Below are 21,199 nucleotides of genomic sequence, written 5' to 3'. Positions count from 1 at the left end.
CCATTCCTCTACTCCCGAACTCCTGGAAATTACTCCCGGAGTTCTTTCCATCTACATACGAGCCCACGTGTATCTACTCCCGTATTCCCTAGAAATTACTCCCGTATTGCAATGCGATTGTTCCCGTATTCCCTTCTATTTATATACGTACTCCCTTCTATTCACATTAGGGAGTTGTATCATAGACATACTTGAGAAATTGGATTATCATCGTGATGACACAAATTTATCATCATGATGAAACGTTTGTATCATCATGATGAAACTAATTTTTCATCATGATGATAATTCAATTTCTCGGTTTAGAAAACAATGAGAGTACGTATATAAATAGAAGGGACTCCGTATATAAATAGAATGGAGTACGGGAGCAAATAGAGGGGGCTCCGTATATAAATAGAAGGGAATACGGGAACAATCGTATTGCAATACGGGAGTAATTTCTAGGAGATACGTATGTAAATAGGATGGAGACCTATGTGCGACGCTAGCGCAAATGAATATATATACTTGTTTTAGCACTTGCGATACTGTCGTAAAGGCTAAGAGGATTGCCGAATACCCCTGAAATATTAAGATAAGTAGCGGAGGGAGGAGTTTATCGATAGGGAGCCAAATGTTGAATTTGACAAGATAATCCACAACACAATGAAGAATATACAAAACAGGGTGCGCCCCTAGCTAGGCGCACCCTGTTTTGTATGGGTTGAGATGAGAATTTATCCGTTCATCGACATCAGGAATTCTTCGTTGTCGCGTGTACGAGCCATTCGGTCGTGCAGTGAATTCATGGCTTCTATGGCTGTCATGTCGGCGATGTATTTGCGGAGAATCCACATGCGGTCGAGTGTTGTCTTGTCTTGCAATAGGTCGTCGCGACGGGTGCTCGACGCAACGAGGTTCACGGCTGGGAAGATGCGTTTGTTGGATAGGACTCGGTCGAGTTGTAATTCCATATTGCCGGTTCCTTTGAATTCTTCGAATATAACTTCATCCATCTTTGAACCGGTGTCGATGAGGGCGGTTGCGATGATTGTGAGCGAGCCTCCTCCTTCGATGTTTCGTGCTGCTCCGAAGAATCGTTTGGGCTTTTGGAGGGCGTTGGCGTCGACTCCGCCGGTGAGTACTTTTCCGCTTGCTGGGGCTACGGTGTTGTAGGCGCGGGCGAGTCGGGTTATGGAATCAAGGAAGATGACAACGTCGTGCCCGCATTCAACCATTCGTTTTGCTTTTTCGAGCACTATGCCGGCTATTTTGACGTGGCGTTCGGCTGGTTCGTCGAATGTGGATGCTATGACTTCGGCATTGACGGTTCGTGCCATGTCGGTTACTTCTTCGGGTCGTTCGTCTATGAGGAGCATCATGAGATAGGCCTCGGGATGGTTGGCTGCGATGGCGTTGGCGATGTCCTTCATGAGAATTGTTTTACCGGTTTTGGGCTGTGCTACGATGAGTGCGCGCTGTCCTTTTCCGATTGGTGAGAAGAGGTCTACAATTCGTGTGGAGAGGTTTGTTGTATGGGGATTGCCGCAAAGTGTGAATTTTTCGTTGGGGAAGAGTGGGGTGAGATGTTCGAAGGATATGCGGTCGCGCATTTCGTTTGGTTTGCGCCCGTTTATTTTTTCGATGCTTGTCATCGGGAAATATTTTTCTCCTTCGCGTGGTGGTCGTATGCCGCATTCTATAACGTCGCCGGTTTTGAGTCCGTTGTTTTTGATTTGGTTTGCTGATACGTATATGTCGTCGGGCGATGAGAGATAGTTGTAGTCGCTTGAGCGTAGGAATCCATATCCATCCGACATTATTTCCAGTACTCCATTTGCGGTGATGATGTCTGCAAAGTCGAATTTATCATTTGCGGGTGCTTGTGTGGGTGCCTTATAATTGTTGGGCATATTGGGGGTTTGTGTCTGTGTTATGGGGCGGTCGAACATATCGTAGATGGGCATAACGCCTTCGTCTTCGATAGGTATGTCGACAACTGGAATGAAGTCGGTTCCGTCTCCAGGGTCACCTTCCCAAACGCCGTTGGGTGTTTCTTCTTCAATTAAGTGTATGGTTGTGTTTTCTTCGTTGTGTGCGTTCACTTTTTCTTGCAATTTAGCCAGCATGTTGTTTTCTTCATTGGCGTTTTGATTCTGTTCGGATTTTTTTGCGGCAAATTCTGCTTCGGGTATAGCTAGGGTGTCGTTGTTTTGTTGTTCGGTTTCTTCTTTCATAGTTTCTTGTTGTTCATTTTCGCGCATTTGCCGTTCGCGTATAGCGGCTTCTGCAGCGGCTATGGTTTCGAGTTCGGCTTTCGATTTACGTCCGCGGTGTTTTGGTAACGATGCAAGGATTTCTTCGGGGTCTTTGCCTTCTAGTTTCAAGAGGTTGTCGTTTGTTTTTTCTTCTTTGAAAATTGAGGGTTGCGTTTCGGCATTTGTTTTGCTTTTCTGTGTGTCGAAGTTCTCGCCGTTGTCTCCATTAACTGAATACACTCTATCGGTTTCTTTTCGTGCTATTCGTGTGCGTTTCCTTTTATTTGTTAACGGATGAGTTGTTCCAACTTCTATGGCTTGTCGGTCTAGTATGGCATAAACGAGAGAATCTTTATCGTCGTCATGTTTGAAATCTGCGCCGATTTCATTTGCGATATTCCCCAATTCGGAAATATCTTTCTCTAATAATTCTTCTTTACTGAACATAAAAAATTAAATGTGAAGGGAGTTTTTATTCTATCTGTGAAAATATGCTTCGAGGAATGAAACATAAGTGTGTTTAGAACATTGCAAAGGTAGGACTTTTATTGAATTTTCCAAAAGCGGGTTCTTTTTTGTGCTCTCTCTGATACGCGTTGTCGAATCTCTGAATTTCTTTGGTGGCTGAATATAAAAACGGGAGGTAAATGCCATTTATTTGCATTCACCTCCCCATCCTGTTGGTTTGAGAAACAATGGCTTTTAAGCTTCTGTTGTTTCAGTTGCTGTAGCTTCAGTTGTCTGAGCTTCAGCTACCGGAGTTTCGGCTGCCTGAACTTCTTCTTCTGCCGATGTTTCTTCAGCAACTGCTACTGCAGCTTCTTCAACTTTTGCAGCCTCTTCGGCAGCCTTTTTATCGGCCACTTTCTTGGCTATTGCTTCATTGATTTTCTTCTCAGCTTCGAGATTCTTGGCGATTATGGCCTTCTTTTCGTCGGCTTCTTTTTTGCCAAGAGCTTCGCGCGAAGCAATCTTTGACTGTTTCCAAGCATCGAAACGCTTCTGACATTCGGCTTCATCGAAAGCGCCTTTCTTAACGCCTCCAAGAAGATGCTTCATCATGTAGACACCTTCATTACGAAGAATGTTCCGAGTAGTGTCTGTTGGCTGAGCTCCTACGCCAACCCAATAAAGGGCACGTTCGAAATTCAAATCTACTGTGGCCGGATTGGTGTTTGGATTGTAAGTGCCAATCTTCTCAGTAAATTTACCATCACGTGGTGCGCGAGCGTCGGCGATGACGATGCTGTAGAAAGCATAGCCTTTGCGACCTCCGCGTTGCAATCTGATTTTTGTTGCCATAAAAAACTATTTAATTAGGTTTGAATTTTATGCTGCCATCACGTAGCAGCGCGTGCAAAAATACGACTTTAAATCTACTTATGTGGCTGTAATTAAACGTATATGCAACATTATCGTAAATTTGTTCGCGTGAACAGAAACATATCCATCCTTATTCCAACATACAACGACCTGTGTTTGACGCAGGTTAAGACCCTCTGTGAGCAGGCTAATAAAATCCCTAGGCTGACGTATGAAATAATAGTTATGGACGATGCTTCGACCGACCCATGTTTCATTCGCCAAAATAGTACCGTGAACGAATTGCCCAACTGTCGGTTAGTTCGGAACAAAAAGAATCACGGACGAGCTGCCATTAGGAATCTGCTGGCCGAAATGGCGAGCTATGAGTATTTGATATTTCTCGACAGTAGTATTGAAATCGAGAACGATTCCTTCTTGGAGATTTATCTCAATGCGATGACACCCGAAAGTGATGTTATTTGCGGTGGAGTCTGCCCCGAACTTCCTACCAACCAGTCTGCCAGAAGTTGTTTGCGCTATCTTTACGAACACAATTACTATGCAAGACATTCAGTAGACTGCCAACAAACCGAGCCTTACAAAAGTTTCCGGACAACAAACTTCGCTATTCGCCGACAAACTATGCTGGAAGTTCGGATTGATGAGCGATTCAGGAGATTCGGATATGAAGACGTAGATTTTGGTCGACGATTGAGTCTTCGAGCTGTTCCGATAACTTACATTGAGAACCCGGTTGTTTATCGGAAATATGAAACTAATGCGGCATATTTGGAGAAAATCGACATCAGTTTACAAACTCTGAAGAACTTCGAGATTGAGCTTTGCGACTATTCTCAGCTTGTCCAAACAGCGCGTAGGCTTGCGATTATTCGTCCGGCAGTTAGGTTATTCCATAGTATTTTCTGTCCGCTCGAAAGGCTAAATCTAACGGGCCGCCATCCTTCACTAATTGTTTTGAATGCCTATAAACTTGGGGCATTCCTTTCGCTCTGCACAGAAAAGCAAATCGAACAATATGGAAATAATAAAGGCTAATACGACAGATCTTGTTACCGTTGAGAATCTCATCGATCTTGGTAAAGAAAAGATGAGAGAGTCAGGTAATATGCGACAGTGGGAACCGGGTTATCCGTCACATGAGCAGTTGCTTACCGATATTCTCAAAGGGCATTCGTATATTGTTGTGGACGATGGAAAGCCTGTGGCGACATTCGCTTTTATTCCCGGTCCTGACGACACTTATCGAAACATAGACGGCCGATGGTTAAACGATGAACCTTATTGCGTGATTCATCGCATAGCCTCGGCTCCGGGAGCTCGTGGGGTTTTCAAAAGAATCTTGGATTATTGTTCGCGACAAACTGCGAATATTCGGATAGACACGCACGCCGATAATCAAATAATGCAACATCTTTTGCTCGGAGCGGGATTTCAGTATTGTGGTATTATAGAAATTCCGGATCACGGCGTGCGTTTGGCTTATCAAATGAAATGCAATCGCGGAGTTTAGAATTCCTCCTCGTCGGTTACCTCTTCGGCTTGCATTTCCAAATCCTCGGGATTAGTCTCATAGGTTGTGCGATAACTTTCTTCGGTTAGTTTTTCGTCGTCGAAAGAATCGTCTTCTTCCTCTTGTCCTGTGCTTTCGGTTTCGGCGGGCAAAGGTTCGGTTTGGACTGTTTCTTCGAGTTTTTCTTCTGGAGATTCCTTCGGTTTCTCAGGAGCGGCGACAACTTTTTCCTCTTCTTCTTCAGGCGGCAACTCGAAAACCATTTTATCTCTAACGAAAATAGCTTCTGTCCATCCGCCTTTTGGAATTTCTAGTACTTCATAGCCTTCGTTACATTTCTTTTCATAGAGTCCGCCCGGATTTTTAATGCGGTTGGTGGGCATGGTGGTTGTGGTTACGTCGAATGCTGATTGAATTATGTTCTGCACCGATTTTGAAAGGCTATCCCATCCGCCTCCAAAGTTACGTTCGAGTACTTTTATGAGTTTATGTGCCGAGATGTGATGAATATTCTCCATCGTGAGGTCGGTTACTCTGAGAATCGGTTTCTTTTTTATGGCCCACTTCACGGTGACATGGTCGTCCATGCGCACGTTATTGGTTTTGAATCCGCGTTCTTGATATTTCTTAAGAATTTCGGGCCTGTCAAGCTTAATTTCTTCAACCATGAAGGCACTCTTGATTACGTCCATATAGCGATGTCTGTTTTCTTTGAAATCTGAATCGCGTTCTGCCTGACTCCATAACCTGAAGATGTCGTTTTCTTGAATTTCCCAAACGTTGTTTTTCGTGAGTGTTTTTAACGATAATGACTGACCTTGTCGCTTCATATATTTTTATTCTGTTTTCTGTTTATTTTCGCTTCCATTACCCTGCAATGGAAGCGTTGCAAAAGTAAAGACTAAAACATAAATTGCCAAACTTTTCAAAACGAGCTGAATAAGGTTTCGGATTGCCTGTTCTGGCGAATCTGCATACCTTTGCAACACTGCAAAATTAATTAGAAACAAGTGACTATAATGACTAGAAATGTATTTCTACTAAGCTGTTTGTTAGCCCTGACATCATCGACCAAGATGAGTGCTGTATGTAAAGATATTGTTGAAGATTCTTCACGAGTCTACGACATAGAGGAGGTTGTTATCGTTGACCAACCGAAAGAGAATCTCCGCTTGCGACAACAACCTTTGAGCAGTACTACTTTCGGTCAAAATCAGCTGCATTTGCTTAATGTTGGCAGTTTGCATCAGCTTTCGGCTTTTGTTCCATCGTTTGCCATGCCCAACTACGGAAGTCGCTACACTTCTTCGATATATATCCGAGGTATCGGTTCGCGAGTTTATTCGCCAGCGATGGGGATATATCTTGATGGAATGCCCATCCAGAGTAAAAGCGCCCTTAACTTCCACATTTATAATGTTGAACGTATAGATATTCTGCGCGGTCCGCAAAGCACGCTCTACGGAACCAACACCGAGGGCGGATTAATTCGCCTCTACACCCGCAATCCGTTCAACTATCAGGGAACAGATATTAAACTATCTATTGGAACCAAGTTCAAGCGAGAATTTGAAGCGGTTTTGTACAAAAAGCAAAGCGACAACTTTGCCTATTCGCTAGCCGCATTCTACAGTGGAGAGAATGGATCATTCAAGAATAAATTCAACGGTGAGTATGCTAGTTTGATAAACGAATTTGGCTCGAGAGCGAAGCTCCTTTGGCGAACTAACACCAACTGGAATTTCATGCTCACGTCCGACTATCAGAACACCGATCAAAACGCCGCGCCCTACGGATTGTTTCTAACTTCCGAGCAGATTGCGCAAGCTCCAATCACATCACCATTATTTGGTTTGAAGCCAGGCACGCAGGCTCCTAATCAAAACAGACAAAGCTCTTACAAACGACATTTGCTCAACACCGGATTCGGAATAAAATACACTGCTCCGCAATTTGAAATAAACTCCATGATGACGTGGCAATTCCTCAAAGACCGAATGCTAATGGATGTAGATTATCTGCCAAAAGACTATCTGCTGCTCCAACAGAAACAAAAACAAAACGCTCTAACCCAAGAACTAACCATAAAGAACACAACTCCTGCCACATGGAATTGGACCTTCGGAGCCATTGCAACCCACCAGTGGCTTAGAACCGAATCGCCTGTTGTTTTCGGGAACGACATGAATAAACACCTATCGCAACTCATCACCCAATATGCCTACAACGGAATTCTCAAATCCATGGCCGCCGGCATAGCGCAGAAACTCATTCAAAACGGAATGTCGCCCGAACAGGCACAATTAGCCGCCCTCGTCACAGCTCGAACGATGATACAAGCCGCAGGCGGATGCAACATCACAATCAACATGAGTCCTATTCCTGGAACATTCCAAACGCCAAGTACCAACCTTGGAATATTCCACGAAAGCAACATCGCCCTAACCCGTCGGCTCACGGCTACCATCGGATTACGATACGACATCTCGCGAATCGAAATTGACTATGCAACATCGGCTCGAGCAACACTCAACGAGCAAGTAATGGGCGTAACCCTCACACCAACCATCACCTCAATACTACGGAGCAACGAAAGCACCCGATTCAAACATATACTCCCCAAAGCGGGCCTGCTTTACAAACTCCCTAACCAGAGTAACATCTACTTTACATGTGCAAAAGGCTATCGTGCCGGAGGATACAATATCCAGATGTTTGCCGACATTCTACAGGCCGAGCTGTCAGCTGTAACGCAAACTGCCCGACAAGACATCAACATTGCCCACACGCCCGAACAATATCGTGCTCTTGCCGAAACAATAACATATAAACCCGAAACCAGCTGGAACTACGAGATTGGAGCACATCTCAACACAAAAAACAAACAGCTCCACGTTGACTTAGCAGCTTACTACGCTAGAATCCGAAACCAGCAAATTTCAGTAATGGCATCGAACTATGGATTCGGTCGACAAACAACCAACGCCCTACGAAGTAACACCTTCGGTATCGAAACTCAACTACGAGGCAACGCACTTGACGGAAAAATGAACTACGCCTTCAGCTACGCCTTCGCACGCGCACGATTCACCCGAACGAACGCCTCTATCACTGCACCATATCACAACAAACAAACGCCATTCATTCCACGACACACGCTAGGAACAATGGTCGATTATCTTATAAAAGTCGACCCCGCAGCCCTCATCAATCCTACGGCCAAAATGCACCTCCGAACTCTCACTGTCGGACTGAATCTATCGGCCAACGGGCCGATTTATTGGGATATGGCCAACACCATCCGACAAAATTTTTACGCTCTTCTCGGTGCCCATGCCGACGCCAATTTCGGTGTCCTCCACCTCAATCTCTGGATTCGTAATCTAACCGACACCCGCCATAATACCTTCGCCATCCAGAGCTCAGCCACCGGAACCCGCCTCACTTTCGCACAACAGGGCCATCCCTTTCAGCTCGGCCTCGACATTATGTATCATTTCTAGTCGGCCGTCTCTTATATATAATGCCGTCTCTTATATATAATGCCGTCTCTTATATACAATAAGGTGGGGAGGAATGATTCCCCTGTCAGATTCCCGCGCTAATTCGGTCTACCGACCGCACAATATATCTCCGTCCTTAGCGAATGGGCGGACTACATGCGGGCTAACACTCGAGTTGGCATAAGGACGTGAAATTGAGCAGAGTTTATTTTCAAACAACTCGGTTGCAGCAGTCAGCGAGCGTGCGCGGCTTTTTATTATATTGAGACTTGCCCACAGTGATGCGCGCAGGTTTCATTTTTTCTGGTGGCGGTTAATACGACTCCGACTCGTTGGGATAATCGCCCATCTTCACGCTCTCGATATAAGACTGGACACCCTGTGTGATACAGCGGCCGGCGTCGGCAAACCGACGAAGAAATTTCGGACAGAATTCATCGGTCAGGCCTAACGCATCAGCATAAACCAACACCTGACCATCGGTTTCGCTCCCTGCGCCGATGCCGATTGTTGCAGCTTTCACCTTGCGAGTAACCTCAGCAGCCAAAGCAGCCGGAATCTTCTCTAGAGTAATGGCAAACACGCCAGCAGCATCAAGTGCCAAAGCATCGTTGATCAACTTCCGAGCCTCATCCTCGGTCGATGCCCGAAGACCGTAACCGCCGAACTTATGAATGCTCTGCGGAGTTAAGCCCAAATGACTAACAACAGGAATACCGGCCGCAATAATACCGCGAACTGTGTCGATAATTTCGCTTCCACCCTCGAGTTTCAGTGCATCCACACCGCTCTCCTTTACAATGCGAATGGCGTTGCCGATTCCTTCTTCGCGCGAGGCCTGAAATGTTCCAAAAGGCATGTCGCACACCACCAAACTGCGACGGCAAGCACGAACAACAGAGCGAGCGTGATATATCATTTCGTCGAGAGTAATAGGTAGCGTGTCGGCATAGCCAGCCATAACATTCGATGCCGAATCACCTACAAGAATACTGTCAATACCGGCTTCGTCAATTAGTCGTGCAGTGGTGAAATCATAGGCCGTGAGCTGCGCTATTTTCTTTCCGGCAGCCTTCATCTCCAGGAAAGTGCGCACGGTAATTTTCTTCCGGTTGGTTGAGAGATAGCCCATTGTTTGTTTATCCTATTTTGAGTTCGAAATTCCTGAAATTCTTAATCACCAACTCGCAATACTTATCTATTTCCTCGGGTGAATTGGTTGTTGCGAGGCCCACGACGTACGCACCCGATGCCTTTCCGGCTTTAAGTCCGTTGAAACTATCCTCGAATACTACGCACTCTTCGGGGGCGGCTCCGAGTCGAGCGGCAGCCTTAAGATAGCAATCGGGAGAAGGTTTACTCTCATCGAATTCTTCCGCGGTGAGAATCTCGTCAAAAAACTCCCTAAACTCGTTGTGCTGATTGTAAACATTCTGCATCTTTTCGCGGTTGGAACTCGTTGCAAGCGCAGTTCTCATTCCCTCCTTCCTAATCTTGACAATGAACTCCTCGAATCCTGGCACATATTCATATCGCATCCGTTGCTCGTAACGATTAAGCCGGTCGGTTATCTCGGCCTTTTGATTGATTGGTTGGTCATTCCTCCCAGCTCTTTGGTTTGTTACTTTTGTCTGTTGGACAGTTCTCTCGGGATTTCGATCGGTTATCCCGCCGAAGAATACGTCAAAAATCTGTACCAGCGTTTGCCCCTTGATTTTATACTCGAAATCCTTAATACCCGGCACGAACTCCTTGCCGATTTCTCTCCAAAACTCAGTGTAGAGCGGTTCGGTGTCGAACACTACCCCGTCCAAATCGAATAAACACGCTTTTATCATCTTATTTTTTGTAATTAAGTCTGGCCAGCAAAGTTAATCAGATGTTTCTTGCTACCGGATTAGAAATTTCCTTTAGGCAAAAAGGGTACGCAGAACATGGAAGCTCTGTAACTCGGGCATGCTCGTGATATGTAATCGATAATAATAAAGAGTTAGCTCGGTTATGCGATTCCTGTCCGAATGTGATAATCGGAAAAGACGCATCGTTTCATAATTCATGCGCATCAAATCGCCAACCACCCCAACTTCTTGCGGAGAAAGAAAATCGGAATGAAACGGAATCTTCAAACAAAAACATCCATTGCGCAAATCAAAAAAACATCCGGGAGAATAATCCTCGAAGTTCGGAAAGAACCCAATGAACTTACTCAAACGCAACATAAACACGAGATGAAAGTTAGCGAAACTGTCTCGAACATTATCTAACCATTCCAAACTAGAAACGATATACTTGAAAAGGTTCACGTTCTGCAATTCATTCCTTGTGGTATAAAAAAGAAACTCCGCCAAAAAGAGTAAAATGCTCGTCTTTGTCGGCTCAAACGGAATAGAGAAAAAAGGATAGGCGATACTCACGTCCTTTAAACGCTGCAACTCAACTCTTGTCCTGTGGTCAAACTCCAAATAAAGAATATTCATCGGCTGAAAGAATTGCTTCTTAATCTTCCCTCTCGAAGTCCTCGGAATACGAACAATAAATGAAATACGCCCAATCTCTTCCGTAAACATATCCACAATCAATGAAGAATCGCCAAACTTAATACTCCGCAACACAATCGCTCTAGTTTTGACCATTATTTCAATATTCTCCCATAACAAAAGTGTCCATAAATGGAAACCAAAAATACTACTTTGTAGTGATTTTCAGAAAATATTCAGAAAAGTTTGGGATGTCAAAATAAATCGTCTAAATTTGCACACGGAAAAATCACTTATACATGGTCCCTTCGTCTATCGGTTAGGACGAGAGATTTTCATTCTCTAAAGAGCAGTTCGACTCTGCTAGGGACTACAAGAATAAAACAAACATATAAAGATGGCAAATCACAAATCAGCACTTAAAAGAATCCGTCAAAACAAAAAGAGAGCACTGCATAACAAGTATTATGCAAAGACTATGCGTAATGCAGTACGTAAACTTCGTGCTATAACCGATAAGGATGAAGCAATAAAAATGTATCCGTCGGTACAAAAGATACTTGATAAGCTTGCAAAAACTAATATCATTCATAAGAACAAGGCCGCAAACCTGAAATCTGGCCTTTGCAAACATATTGCTACTCTAGGATAGATTCATTAAGAATATAGCTTTAAAGATTTACAAGAGATAGGCATCATAAAGTAGATGCCTATCTTTTTTTATTCTAGAAAAACTACTGATAATCACTACTTAGTTTTAAATATTTTTCGGTCCAGCCCAACCTCTCATATTAGTGTTTATTAGTATCTTTGCGTACTATTAAAAAAGAGGAATCTAACAAAATGGCAGATTTTCAAGAGAACGAGAACAATTACTCGGCCAGTAATATCCAAGTCCTCGAAGGCTTGGAAGCTGTGCGGAAACGCCCAGCAATGTATATCGGAGATATTAGCGAAAAAGGACTCCATCATTTAATCAATGAGACGGTCGACAACTCCATTGATGAGGCAATGGCCGGATATTGTAAGAATATCGAGGTTACACTCAATGAAGACGGTTCAGTAACCGTAGAGGATGATGGACGAGGAATTCCTGTCGACGAACATAAAAAACTACACAAAAGTGCATTGGAAGTCGTGATGACCGTATTGCATGCTGGCGGAAAATTCGATAAAGGTTCCTATAAAGTCAGCGGCGGATTGCATGGAGTAGGTGTTAGCTGCGTCAATGCACTTTCAGCACACATGAAATCGCAAGTATTCCGAGATGGGAATATCTATCAGCAGGAATATGAAAAAGGTAAACCGCTCTATCCTGTGAAAATCATCGGCACAACCGAAAAAACCGGAACACGACAACAGTTCTGGCCAGATAATTCTATTTTCACCACAACAACATTTCAATGGGACATCGTTGCACGCCGTATGAGAGAATTGGCCTATCTGAATGCCGGAATAAAGATTATTCTCACTGACATGCACCCCCACCCGGAAACTGGTAAAACACGCACAGAAACATTCCATGCAGAAGACGGACTGAAAGAATTCGTTCGATATGTAGACCGACATCGTCAGCATTTATTCAACGATGTAATATACCTGAAAACTGAAAAGCAAGGCATACCTATTGAGATTGCTATCATGTATAACACTGACTATACGGAGAACATCCACTCCTATGTAAATAATATAAATACTATAGAAGGTGGCACTCATCTAACCGGATTCCGTACCGCTCTTACTAGGACTTTGAAAGCCTACGCTGACGGCGAACCAACAATATCCAAACAGATTGAAAAGGCGAAGATCGAAATTGCAGGCGAAGACTTCAGAGAAGGTCTTACGGCCGTTATTTCCATCAAAGTGGCTGAACCGCAATTTGAAGGGCAAACTAAGACCAAGCTTGGCAATAGTGAAGTGTCTGGAGCAGTGCAACAAGCCGTAGGTGAAGCACTTTCCAATTATCTTGAAGAACATCCCAATGAAGCAAAGCTAATTTGCAATAAAGTGATTCTTGCCGCCACGGCAAGAATAGCCGCCCGAAATGCACGTGAAAGCGTTCAGCGCAAAAATGTTATGAGCGGTGGCGGACTACCTGGCAAACTGGCCGACTGTTCGAAGAAAGACCCGAAGGACTGTGAGATCTTCCTCGTTGAGGGCGACTCGGCAGGAGGTTCGGCAAAGCAGGGGCGCGATAGATATACCCAGGCAATTCTTCCGCTTAGAGGAAAGATTTTGAATGTGGAAAAAGTTCAGCGTCACAGAGTATTCGAGGCAGAATCAGTGATGAATATAATCCAATCCATAGGTGTACGATTCGGCGTTGAAGGTGAAGATGATTATGAGGCGAACACTGATAAGTTACGTTACGACAAGATTATCATTATGACCGATGCCGATGTCGACGGTTCCCACATCGACACCCTCATAATGACCCTTTTCTATCGCTTCATGCCTAAAGTAATCGAAGAAGGACACCTTTACATAGCTACTCCGCCGCTTTATAAATGTACCTACAAAAAGATAAGCGAATATTGCTACACCGAGCAGCAGCGCCAGATGTTCATAGACAAGTATGGCGACGGAACCGAAGATGGTAAAAATATCCATACACAGAGATATAAAGGATTAGGAGAAATGAATCCCGAACAACTTTGGGAAACAACCATGGACCCCAAGACTCGTCTTCTTAAGCAAGTGAATATAGAGAATGCTGCCGAAGCCGACGAGATATTCTCAATGCTCATGGGTGACGATGTAGAGCCGCGCCGCGAATTCATTGAACAAAACGCGACCTACGCAAACATAGACGCCTAAGGTTTTCATAAGTCGTAAAAACCAAAACTCCTCTGACTCAAGAAAAGAAGTCAGAGGAGTTTTGGTTTTGAAGTATGCTATATGTGTTGGGACTACTCCTTTAATCAGCCCCAACTATCCGCTGAAGTGCCAAAGAATAGTGTCTTTCGACAGGGCTCCGGATTCTTCATTTAAGGATATCTTGGAACCTTTCGCCCCCTTATTACCTTCTATTTTGATTACTTGGATAAAGTTACGACGTAGGGTTATGTCTTTGGTTTCGGTAGTAAAGGTTCCGTCGGAATGTGTCCACTTAAGACTTAGTTCCATAAGTGAGCTGTATTGTGGAGCAATACATTTATCGGGGAGTTTAAAGCTGAAAATCGATTGTTCATCATAGGCAGGTGAACCGGCTTTCAGGTTGATTGTTCGGTTCAGATATGAGATGGTGTATTCGCCTTCTTCGGGTGGGGTTATCAGGAAGTGTAAGCCGAATACGCATCGTTTCATATCGATGGTGATGCTTTCGTCGTCGCTACTGGGAGTAAAATTCTCGACCTTCCCATAGAATTTGTAAAGACGTGGATGACTGACCTTTTTCGTAGCCGAGATATGTGTGTAGCCAGATGTTAGAGCGAAGAGATTGTGTTTCGAGGAGTAGACAAATTGGTTTGTCAGTTTAGTAGGCAAAGTGTCTTTTTTCTCGACGCCATGATAGAACGGGGCAAGATATTCGCCGTTATCATTATAGAGCGATTCTATGTCATCCTTTACGATTAGGCATTCGATGGAATAATGATAGCCTTTTTTGAGTTTTAGGGCGATTCGTTCGGGATCCGAGAACAGTCCGTAGGCATATTTAACCACCTTGGTACCTCTTGGTTTCTTTTCGGAGACGTTGATGGCGTAGATTTTCTTGTCATCGCCGGCTCGGGATAATGGGATTTCGGTGATAGAGATGTTCTCTTCTTTCGGGAACAGATTCACAGTGTAGGTCGTGTTGTCTATCGGCTCGTCGACCACTGCTTTTTCGCACGAGCTAGCTACAAGTAGTTGTAGTGCGATAGCAATAATAACATTATAGTTCTTCATATAGATATGATGTTTTCGCAAAGATATTAAAATATACGGTTGCTACATCTTATCCTGGCTGTGTTGTTCATGATTTTCTTGACTTTGATTTCTTGTTTTGCGTCGTCGATAGTCATGAGGTTTGCTTTCAATTTACTTAGTCGTCGTATAGGAGGAGCGACTTTTTGAAGGCATCGTATTGTTTTTTGTACTTCTCGAATGCTTCGTAGGTTGTGTATCGTAGACCAATTACGTAGAGAAATGCTGTTTCTTCGCATCTATAGGCCATGTAGCTGCATGTGCGCTTGTACTTGGGCGAATAGAACGATGAGTAGGAGGTGATGCCACCTTCAGGACGTTTTTCAGTGTCTACGAAGTTGTCGCCGAAAAGTTCTTTTGGAATCGTGGTGCTATATTTCGGGGCGTAGATACAGAATGTTACGGTTCCGTCGGGTGAGGTGAACGTTGCCGAATCGTAAGTGCCAGGACCACCGGTTTTCGATGGCATCTCGCTTTGGGCCTTGAACGATGCCGGATAGCGTACTGAGAACCATGCGCCTTTGTAGAACTTGGTTTGTGTGGAGCTCATTGTTTTTGTCGCCGCCTTTTTGGGCGATAGTTTGCTTTTTTGCGCTACGGCACTCAGGCTCATGAGTCCAAGGAAGAGCAGGAGGATTGAGATTCTTTTCATATTTGTTTTTGATTGCTGGTCTCTATCATAGCGATTCGGTTGTTTCCTTTATGGGGCTTTGGTGTGGAGACCTTAGGGTAGGGGGTTCGTTGGTGCTTCGCCCCCTTACCTAAGGGTTGTCGCCCTTCTACGGGCTATGGAGCGGAGCCGTTATCTGTGGACTGGATTGGCGGCTCTTCTTCCGGGAAGTTAGGCTTTATCTTCTCCGGGGTCTTCTTCCCGTCCGGGTTTGGGAGTTTTCCCGTCGTCGGGTTTCTTTGGGTCAGACGGTTTCTTTTTGTCGTCTTCTCCTCCTCCGCCTTCTTTTTCTTTTTTCTTTTTGGCTGCGGCTTTGCGTTGTGCTATGATTTCGTTGTTATTGGCACGGAAAGCGTGGGATGTTTTGTTCATATTCGTGATGAGGGTAGAAATGAGTTCACGGTCTTCGTCGGTTGTAGCGTGCAGGTTGGCCGAAAGAATGTAGATGCACACTTTGGAGAAGGATTCATCTGTTTTCAATCGGATTTCACGTGAGTTCAGTGGTGTGATGATACCTGTTTCTTCGCGACGTTCTTTGCGGAGTTTTTCGAACTCATCGTTCACTGTATATAACTTCGCAACCACCGGCATGAGATTCAGGGCGGCTACTTCACCGGGATATTTTTCGAGGTCGGCTCGCATACCCACAATGTGGAGGCTTTCGGATTCCATAGGGTCTTTTTGAATACCGTAGTATGGCTTGATAATTACGTCGAGCTTTTCGGCAGCCTGTTGTTTTAAGTCGTCGGGTGCGATTTTGTTGTTTTTAATTTCGCCGAAGAGATATGTTAGCAGTTTATCACGCTCTCTATCTTTTGCTAGCAGTTTCGCTGTGTGAATCGAGGCTTCGGTTTCTTTGTTGATTTCAACTTCGGCGTCGATATTTTTCTTCCATTCGCCGAGTACTTCGGCCGGCATATTGAGTTTTGCAATGTTCACGGCTGCCACATAATTGTATTGCGTTCTGTGAAACTGGGCGTGAAGCGAGTTGTCGTACTGGCTATATCCGCCATTGTCAATCTTTAAGTGTGTTGTTGATTTTGTACTCATACTGTTTAATCTGTTTGAAATAATTTGTTTGTTAAATCTTTATCGACAGCTTCTTTTCGAGGGTAATCTCAGAGGATAATCCTAGATAATAACTGCTGCGGGGATGGGGATTAATATTTTATTCTCGTCCAGGGTCTGTTTGAGGCAAAGTCTGACCCGCTGGTGTAAAACAGGGTCTGTTTGAGGCAAAGTCTGACCCGCTGATGTAAAACAGGGTCTGTTTGAGGCAAAGTCTGACCCGCTGATGTAAAACAGGGTCTGTTTGAGGCAAAGTCTGACCCGCTGGTTCAAAACAGGGTCTGTTTGGGGTAAAGTCTGACCCGCTGATATAAAACAGGGTCTGTTTGGGGTAAAGTCTGACCCGCTGGTTCAAAACAGGGTCTGTTTGGGGTAAAGTCTGACCCGCTGATATAAAACAGGGTCTGTTTGGGGTAAAGTCTGACCCGCTGGTGTAAAACAGGGTCTGTTTGAGGCAAAGTCTGCCCCGCTGGTTCAAAACAGGGTCTGTTTGAGAATAATCTCCGCCCGATTTCCCGTCCGTATGCCAACTCGGGCGTTCCGCCCGCATGTAGGGACAGACCCCGTGTCTGTCCGTCCCATCTGTCCGGGCGTCTTTCTGTTCGTTCTGTGTCTGTACTTACATATTCAGCCCACCCGGGTCAATCCGGCCCGGGTGTTGGGCTGATATAAATAAGATATTTAGTGTGCGCAGCGTTTACAGCTTAGTCATCGTGCCGGTATAGCTAAATACGAGGGAGTGCTCCTTACCGTCGGTACCCTTTACGAGCCCGTTTTTCAACTTGATGTCGACGCCTAGTTTGAACGAGCCCTTAAAGGTGAAAGTGCCGGTGGTAAAGACGGGGATATCACTGTTTAGATCGGAGTAAGTATTAATCAAACAGTTGCCGTAGGGGTTATAGTAATTTATCAACCAATAATACTCTCCTTTGCTGTGCTTCTCTTCTCTTTTGTTCAGTTCGATGGCACTCTCGGTCATGTGTAGGTCTTTGTTCAGGTTGAGCAGCACCTTTTCCGTACCGTCGTTCGAGAGGTTGAGATAGAAAGTGTAGTTGCCTTTGCCTTCGTCTTTGTATTCAGCTTTAATAATGGGCTTCTCTTCTTCGTCTAAGGTTACGTACAAATTCCTGGGCTCGGGCATGAATTTCTTCGGTTTACCGTTGTAGTTCAAGATGAAAGAGTGTTCTTTATTGTCGCCAGATGTATTCTTTTCGGCAGATATATATCCGTCTGTGATTTCCACGCTACACTGGCCGGTTTCGGGGTTGATGGAGTATTTGATAGTTCCTCGGTCGCCCTTGTTATTCATTTCTGTAGAGGCTATGAAGAACGTTTTATATTGAATTGCCCAATCACCATCTGTGCTATTTAAACTCATAGCTTTACCATTCATTTCAGGATACATATGGATATGCATATATTCACCATTATCCAAATAGAGAGATAAAGAGAATTCTTGAGACTTAAGCTTCTTAATTTCGGCGCTCTTAATGTTATACACTTTGCCATCAATCTTCGCCTGGTTGTTGAGTCCGGTTGGATTATCGGGCTCGTTCTTATCGCTGCAAGCCGAGAATGTTAGCGATAGAGTCAATACTGTAGCAAGAGCGAAAGCTGCTTTCGTCAGACTTGCTGATAAAAAATTCTTTTTCATTGTTGTTGTTGTTTATTTGTTAATAAAAAGGTTTGTTGGTAGGATTCTCCCTTTCGGGATTCACCTGAAAAGGTGGGGGTGATGGGGTGATGGAATGGATGAGACATTTTAACTCATGCCTGCCCCGCGGAAGTAGGCGTTAATTAGATGTTTATTGCAATTCGGAGTTGTCTACTTGAGCTTGATCAGCCCATTTTGTAGCGAAGGTGTATTCTTGCTTGTCGCCATCCGTATTGGATTTGGCTGGGATATGTCCGTCTTTGATTTCTACGCTGCACAGACCGGTTTCTTGGTTGACGCTGAATTTGATAATTCCTCGGTCACACTTGTCGTTACCTGGGTCTTCGGCTACAAAGAATTTAATTTTATTATCATTTGAGTAATATAAAACGCTCCACTTATAGTCTTGGCTGTCCATATACATAGGTGTGTCATTATGTTTGGGGTAGGCATGGATAACCATATATTCGCCGTTCTCAAAATAGAGAAAAAGGTTGGAGAGATCTTTGTTTTTATTAACCAGCTTGGCGCTCTTAATTTTATACACTTTGCCATTAATCATCGCCTGGTCCTTGAGTTCGGTTGGATTCTCTTGATTTGGCTCGTCCTTGTCACTGCAAGCGTAGAATGCCAATGAGATAGTAAATACTGTTGCAATGACGAAAGCTGCTTTCGTCAGGTTTGCTGATAGAAAATTCTTTTTCATTGTTGTTGTTCTTTTTTATTAATAAAACTATTTGTTGATAGGCGCACATTTTGTGCCGCCTGAGGGGGTGAAGGGGTGATGGAATGGATGAGACATTTTAACTCATGCCTGCCCCGCGGTAGTAGGCGTTAATTAAATGTTGTTTGTCAATAAAAGTGTGTTTAAGGAGCGATTCAAAGTGTAGCATTACTGGGGGGAGAAGGGAACTTCTTCTTCCCCCAGCGTCGTTCGCTTAGTTTATACGTTCTATGAAGACAACCTCTTTGAGCGGGTTACCGTCTTTATCCATAATTGTTTGATAGTTCTCGTTGTTTTTTCCGATTTTGTAGTCCTCCACATTTATTATAAGGTAGGAGCTCTTATCGAACTCGATTCCGTTATATGCTTGAATGGCTCCATCGGTTCGTGAGGTTTTAAAACTGCATTTGGTTGCGATTGAAATCTTGCCTTTTTCAGAACGAACTGCACTTTCTGATTTGATATTAGTCTTGTCGCCTTTGAGTGTGATGTCTTTAGATGCAATGATTGCGAATTTGATATTGAGAGCCTCTAGTTCAAGGGAAGCGTTTTTTTCTCCGATTATGGTTAATGCATTGTCGTTTTTGGCCGCTATGGCTATGTCTCTTTTACTTTCGATGGAGGTTTTGCCAATAAACTTGATGGTGAAATGAACACCGCTCTTGCTGAAATTGATTACAGGATGATTGGTTTCGCCCTCAATGTCGGCATTGTTGAGTGTAAGAGTGTTGGTTGAAGCATCGAAACTAATGGTTCCCTTCTTTAGGGCTGGCAGACTCGCAATGTTGTTCGATGTTACGTTCTGGCCGTCGATAGAGAAGCCGTATTGGACATCGCTACCTATTTTGTCCGATTTGAATGTTCCGGCATATTTTCCGATAACCTTCTTGCCTCCGCTGATTACGTTAAGCTCAATAGTAAATTTCATTGTACCAATCTCGCGGGTAACTTTCATATAGCTCCCCTTGTCGGCCAACTTACCGCCACTGTTGCATTCCAATCCTGGTGCCACGAATCTCCATTCGTTATTGCTATTGTCCATGGCAATTTGCTTTCCGTTATCGATAGCGTTGATTTCAAGCACTATTTCTTGCTGAGCGGATGCCTGAGGATTATTAGACTGTGGCACGATTTTTTTTATTTTGAAGTCGCCGAGGCGAAGTTCATATTTCCCCTTTCCGTATTTGTCGCTGTTGTACTGTGCACTCGAGATTCTGAATGGCGAACCATCGATGTTCAACTCGTTGATTGTGCCTCCACCGTGATCTGGGTCTGGCTCGGGATTTGGACTATCCGAACATGAAATTAATGAACTGCTGCTGATTAATGTTATTGCAAGTGCGAAAACTACTCTCGCGAAGCTTGCTAAGAAATTTGTTATTTTCATTCTTGAAAAAATTAAAGTTTCACTTTTTAAATTCTATTCATTTACTCTCTTTTTGTTGCTTCTCGTCCTTACGGGCGGTCGGCTATTTATTTTAAATGTTGTTGTTTACCGTTTTATCAATGCGACGGCCGACGTCCTTGCTCGTGAGTGTATGCTTATAAAAAAGAAATATTACATGTTGCATCGGCGTCGGCCTATTCGCATATCATCATATATTATTGAGGCATTTATATGAGTTTCTATTTTTCCTATCCACCTTTTATATATATGGGCCCATCTATATCATAATTAACAAGCAATTAAAGATGGATTGCAGCACCTTTCGTAATCTCATGCGGAAGGTGCTAGGTTGGCTTAATTTTTCAGGAGGCGGTGTTTCGGGAGTAGCGTTCTTGATAGTTCCCACCTTCTTTATATAATGTATGCTTTTGCTCACTTCGTTCTTAACCATTTCTTTGATAGTGTCTAGAAGTTCCATTCGGTCGTCGCAGAACTCCAGATTTTTATTTTCCCTTTTCGGATTGTTTTGGTCATGTCTCATTGTGCTAAATCTTTTTTGCAAAGTTAGAAGCGGCTCCAAGGAAGTGGCATTGCGAAATCTTGCAAATATCATTGCAAAATCTTGCAATCTTCATTTTCGCCATCTTGCAAAATCTTGCACTATATCTATCTGAAACCCTTTGAAACATGGTGTTGAGCAGTGACAGGTTTACAGGAATTAACAAACCTACTCT

Annotated in this window: 18 protein-coding genes; 5 read left to right on the top strand and 13 right to left on the bottom strand. The window is 44.0% G+C overall.

Annotated elements, in window-relative coordinates; genetic code table 11:
* Nucleotides 1-719: 719 nt before the first annotated feature.
* On the bottom strand, nucleotides 720-2,687 hold the full coding sequence (rho, locus tag HMPREF9140_RS07690; protein ID WP_006953104.1) for a transcription termination factor Rho: 1,968 nt from the start codon (nucleotides 2,685-2,687) through the stop codon (nucleotides 720-722).
* 255 nt (nucleotides 2,688-2,942) lie between these two features.
* The gene (locus HMPREF9140_RS07685; protein ID WP_006953103.1) at nucleotides 2,943-3,542 is read right to left on the bottom strand and encodes a 30S ribosomal protein S16; all 600 of its coding nucleotides are present in this window, start codon (nucleotides 3,540-3,542) and stop codon (nucleotides 2,943-2,945) included.
* A 102-nt stretch (nucleotides 3,543-3,644) separates the two neighbouring features.
* Between HMPREF9140_RS07685 and HMPREF9140_RS07680 the strand changes: the two genes are divergently transcribed.
* Together HMPREF9140_RS07680 and HMPREF9140_RS07675 are read left to right on the top strand one after the other, a co-directional pair.
* Nucleotides 3,645-4,601 carry a glycosyltransferase family 2 protein gene (locus HMPREF9140_RS07680; RefSeq protein WP_006953102.1) on the top strand — a complete coding sequence of 319 codons (957 nt, stop codon included), beginning with the start codon at nucleotides 3,645-3,647 and terminating at the stop codon, nucleotides 4,599-4,601.
* The gene (locus HMPREF9140_RS07675; RefSeq protein ID WP_006953101.1) at nucleotides 4,582-5,076 is read left to right on the top strand and encodes an N-acetyltransferase; all 495 of its coding nucleotides are present in this window, start codon (nucleotides 4,582-4,584) and stop codon (nucleotides 5,074-5,076) included. Before HMPREF9140_RS07680 ends, HMPREF9140_RS07675 begins: the two co-directional genes overlap by 20 nt.
* Here HMPREF9140_RS07675 and HMPREF9140_RS07670 read toward each other — a convergent pair.
* On the bottom strand, nucleotides 5,073-5,906 hold the full coding sequence (locus tag HMPREF9140_RS07670) for a hypothetical protein (protein ID WP_006953100.1): 834 nt from the start codon (nucleotides 5,904-5,906) through the stop codon (nucleotides 5,073-5,075). The two genes, HMPREF9140_RS07675 and HMPREF9140_RS07670, sit on opposite strands and share 4 nt — an antisense overlap.
* Nucleotides 5,907-6,095: 189 nt before the next feature.
* Between HMPREF9140_RS07670 and HMPREF9140_RS07665 the strand changes: the two genes are divergently transcribed.
* The gene (locus HMPREF9140_RS07665) at nucleotides 6,096-8,579 is read left to right on the top strand and encodes a TonB-dependent receptor (protein WP_006953099.1); all 2,484 of its coding nucleotides are present in this window, start codon (nucleotides 6,096-6,098) and stop codon (nucleotides 8,577-8,579) included.
* 313 nt (nucleotides 8,580-8,892) lie between these two features.
* Here HMPREF9140_RS07665 and panB read toward each other — a convergent pair whose 3' ends face one another.
* The 3 genes from panB to recO form a co-directional block, all read right to left on the bottom strand.
* Nucleotides 8,893-9,711, bottom strand: coding sequence for a 3-methyl-2-oxobutanoate hydroxymethyltransferase (gene panB, locus HMPREF9140_RS07660; RefSeq protein ID WP_006953098.1), 819 nt, complete (start codon nucleotides 9,709-9,711; stop codon nucleotides 8,893-8,895).
* A gap of 7 nt (nucleotides 9,712-9,718) precedes the next feature.
* Nucleotides 9,719-10,417 carry an HAD family hydrolase gene (locus HMPREF9140_RS07655; RefSeq protein ID WP_006953097.1) on the bottom strand — a complete coding sequence of 233 codons (699 nt, stop codon included), beginning with the start codon at nucleotides 10,415-10,417 and terminating at the stop codon, nucleotides 9,719-9,721.
* Between the two features lie 72 nt (nucleotides 10,418-10,489).
* A complete protein-coding gene (recO, locus tag HMPREF9140_RS07650; protein ID WP_025073342.1) occupies nucleotides 10,490-11,215 on the bottom strand; it encodes a DNA repair protein RecO in 726 nt (241 codons plus the stop codon).
* Between the two features lie 238 nt (nucleotides 11,216-11,453).
* On the opposite strand from recO, the gene rpsT reads away from it, so the two are divergent.
* On the top strand, nucleotides 11,454-11,708 hold the full coding sequence (rpsT, locus tag HMPREF9140_RS07645; RefSeq protein ID WP_006953093.1) for a 30S ribosomal protein S20: 255 nt from the start codon (nucleotides 11,454-11,456) through the stop codon (nucleotides 11,706-11,708).
* 191 nt (nucleotides 11,709-11,899) lie between these two features.
* Nucleotides 11,900-13,873, top strand: coding sequence for a DNA topoisomerase (ATP-hydrolyzing) subunit B (gene gyrB / locus HMPREF9140_RS07640; RefSeq protein ID WP_006953091.1), 1,974 nt, complete (start codon nucleotides 11,900-11,902; stop codon nucleotides 13,871-13,873).
* Nucleotides 13,874-13,987: 114 nt separating this feature from the next.
* Here the strand turns inward: gyrB and HMPREF9140_RS07635 are convergent, their stop codons facing one another.
* The 7 genes from HMPREF9140_RS07635 to HMPREF9140_RS07605 form a co-directional block, all read right to left on the bottom strand.
* Nucleotides 13,988-14,944: a hypothetical protein gene (locus tag HMPREF9140_RS07635; protein ID WP_006953089.1), complete on the bottom strand. Its 957-nt coding sequence runs from the start codon at nucleotides 14,942-14,944 to the stop codon at nucleotides 13,988-13,990.
* Between the two features lie 136 nt (nucleotides 14,945-15,080).
* Entirely contained in the window at nucleotides 15,081-15,614 is a 534-nt protein-coding gene (locus HMPREF9140_RS07630) for a hypothetical protein (protein ID WP_006953085.1), read from the bottom strand.
* A gap of 189 nt (nucleotides 15,615-15,803) precedes the next feature.
* The gene (locus HMPREF9140_RS07625) at nucleotides 15,804-16,682 is read right to left on the bottom strand and encodes a DUF6261 family protein (RefSeq protein ID WP_006953083.1); all 879 of its coding nucleotides are present in this window, start codon (nucleotides 16,680-16,682) and stop codon (nucleotides 15,804-15,806) included.
* 715 nt (nucleotides 16,683-17,397) lie between these two features.
* Nucleotides 17,398-18,354, bottom strand: coding sequence for a hypothetical protein (locus tag HMPREF9140_RS07620; protein WP_006953076.1), 957 nt, complete (start codon nucleotides 18,352-18,354; stop codon nucleotides 17,398-17,400).
* Between the two features lie 151 nt (nucleotides 18,355-18,505).
* Entirely contained in the window at nucleotides 18,506-19,060 is a 555-nt protein-coding gene (locus HMPREF9140_RS07615) for a hypothetical protein (protein WP_006953074.1), read from the bottom strand.
* Nucleotides 19,061-19,292: 232 nt separating this feature from the next.
* The gene (locus tag HMPREF9140_RS07610; RefSeq protein ID WP_006953072.1) at nucleotides 19,293-20,465 is read right to left on the bottom strand and encodes a hypothetical protein; all 1,173 of its coding nucleotides are present in this window, start codon (nucleotides 20,463-20,465) and stop codon (nucleotides 19,293-19,295) included.
* Nucleotides 20,466-20,742: 277 nt separating this feature from the next.
* Entirely contained in the window at nucleotides 20,743-21,006 is a 264-nt protein-coding gene (locus HMPREF9140_RS07605) for a hypothetical protein (RefSeq protein WP_006953071.1), read from the bottom strand.
* Nucleotides 21,007-21,199 lie beyond the last annotated feature (193 nt).

The organism is Prevotella micans F0438 (genome assembly GCF_000243035.1).
Classification (GTDB): Bacteria; Bacteroidota; Bacteroidia; order Bacteroidales; family Bacteroidaceae; genus Prevotella; species Prevotella micans.
This window is presented reverse-complemented; position numbering and strand designations above follow the sequence as displayed.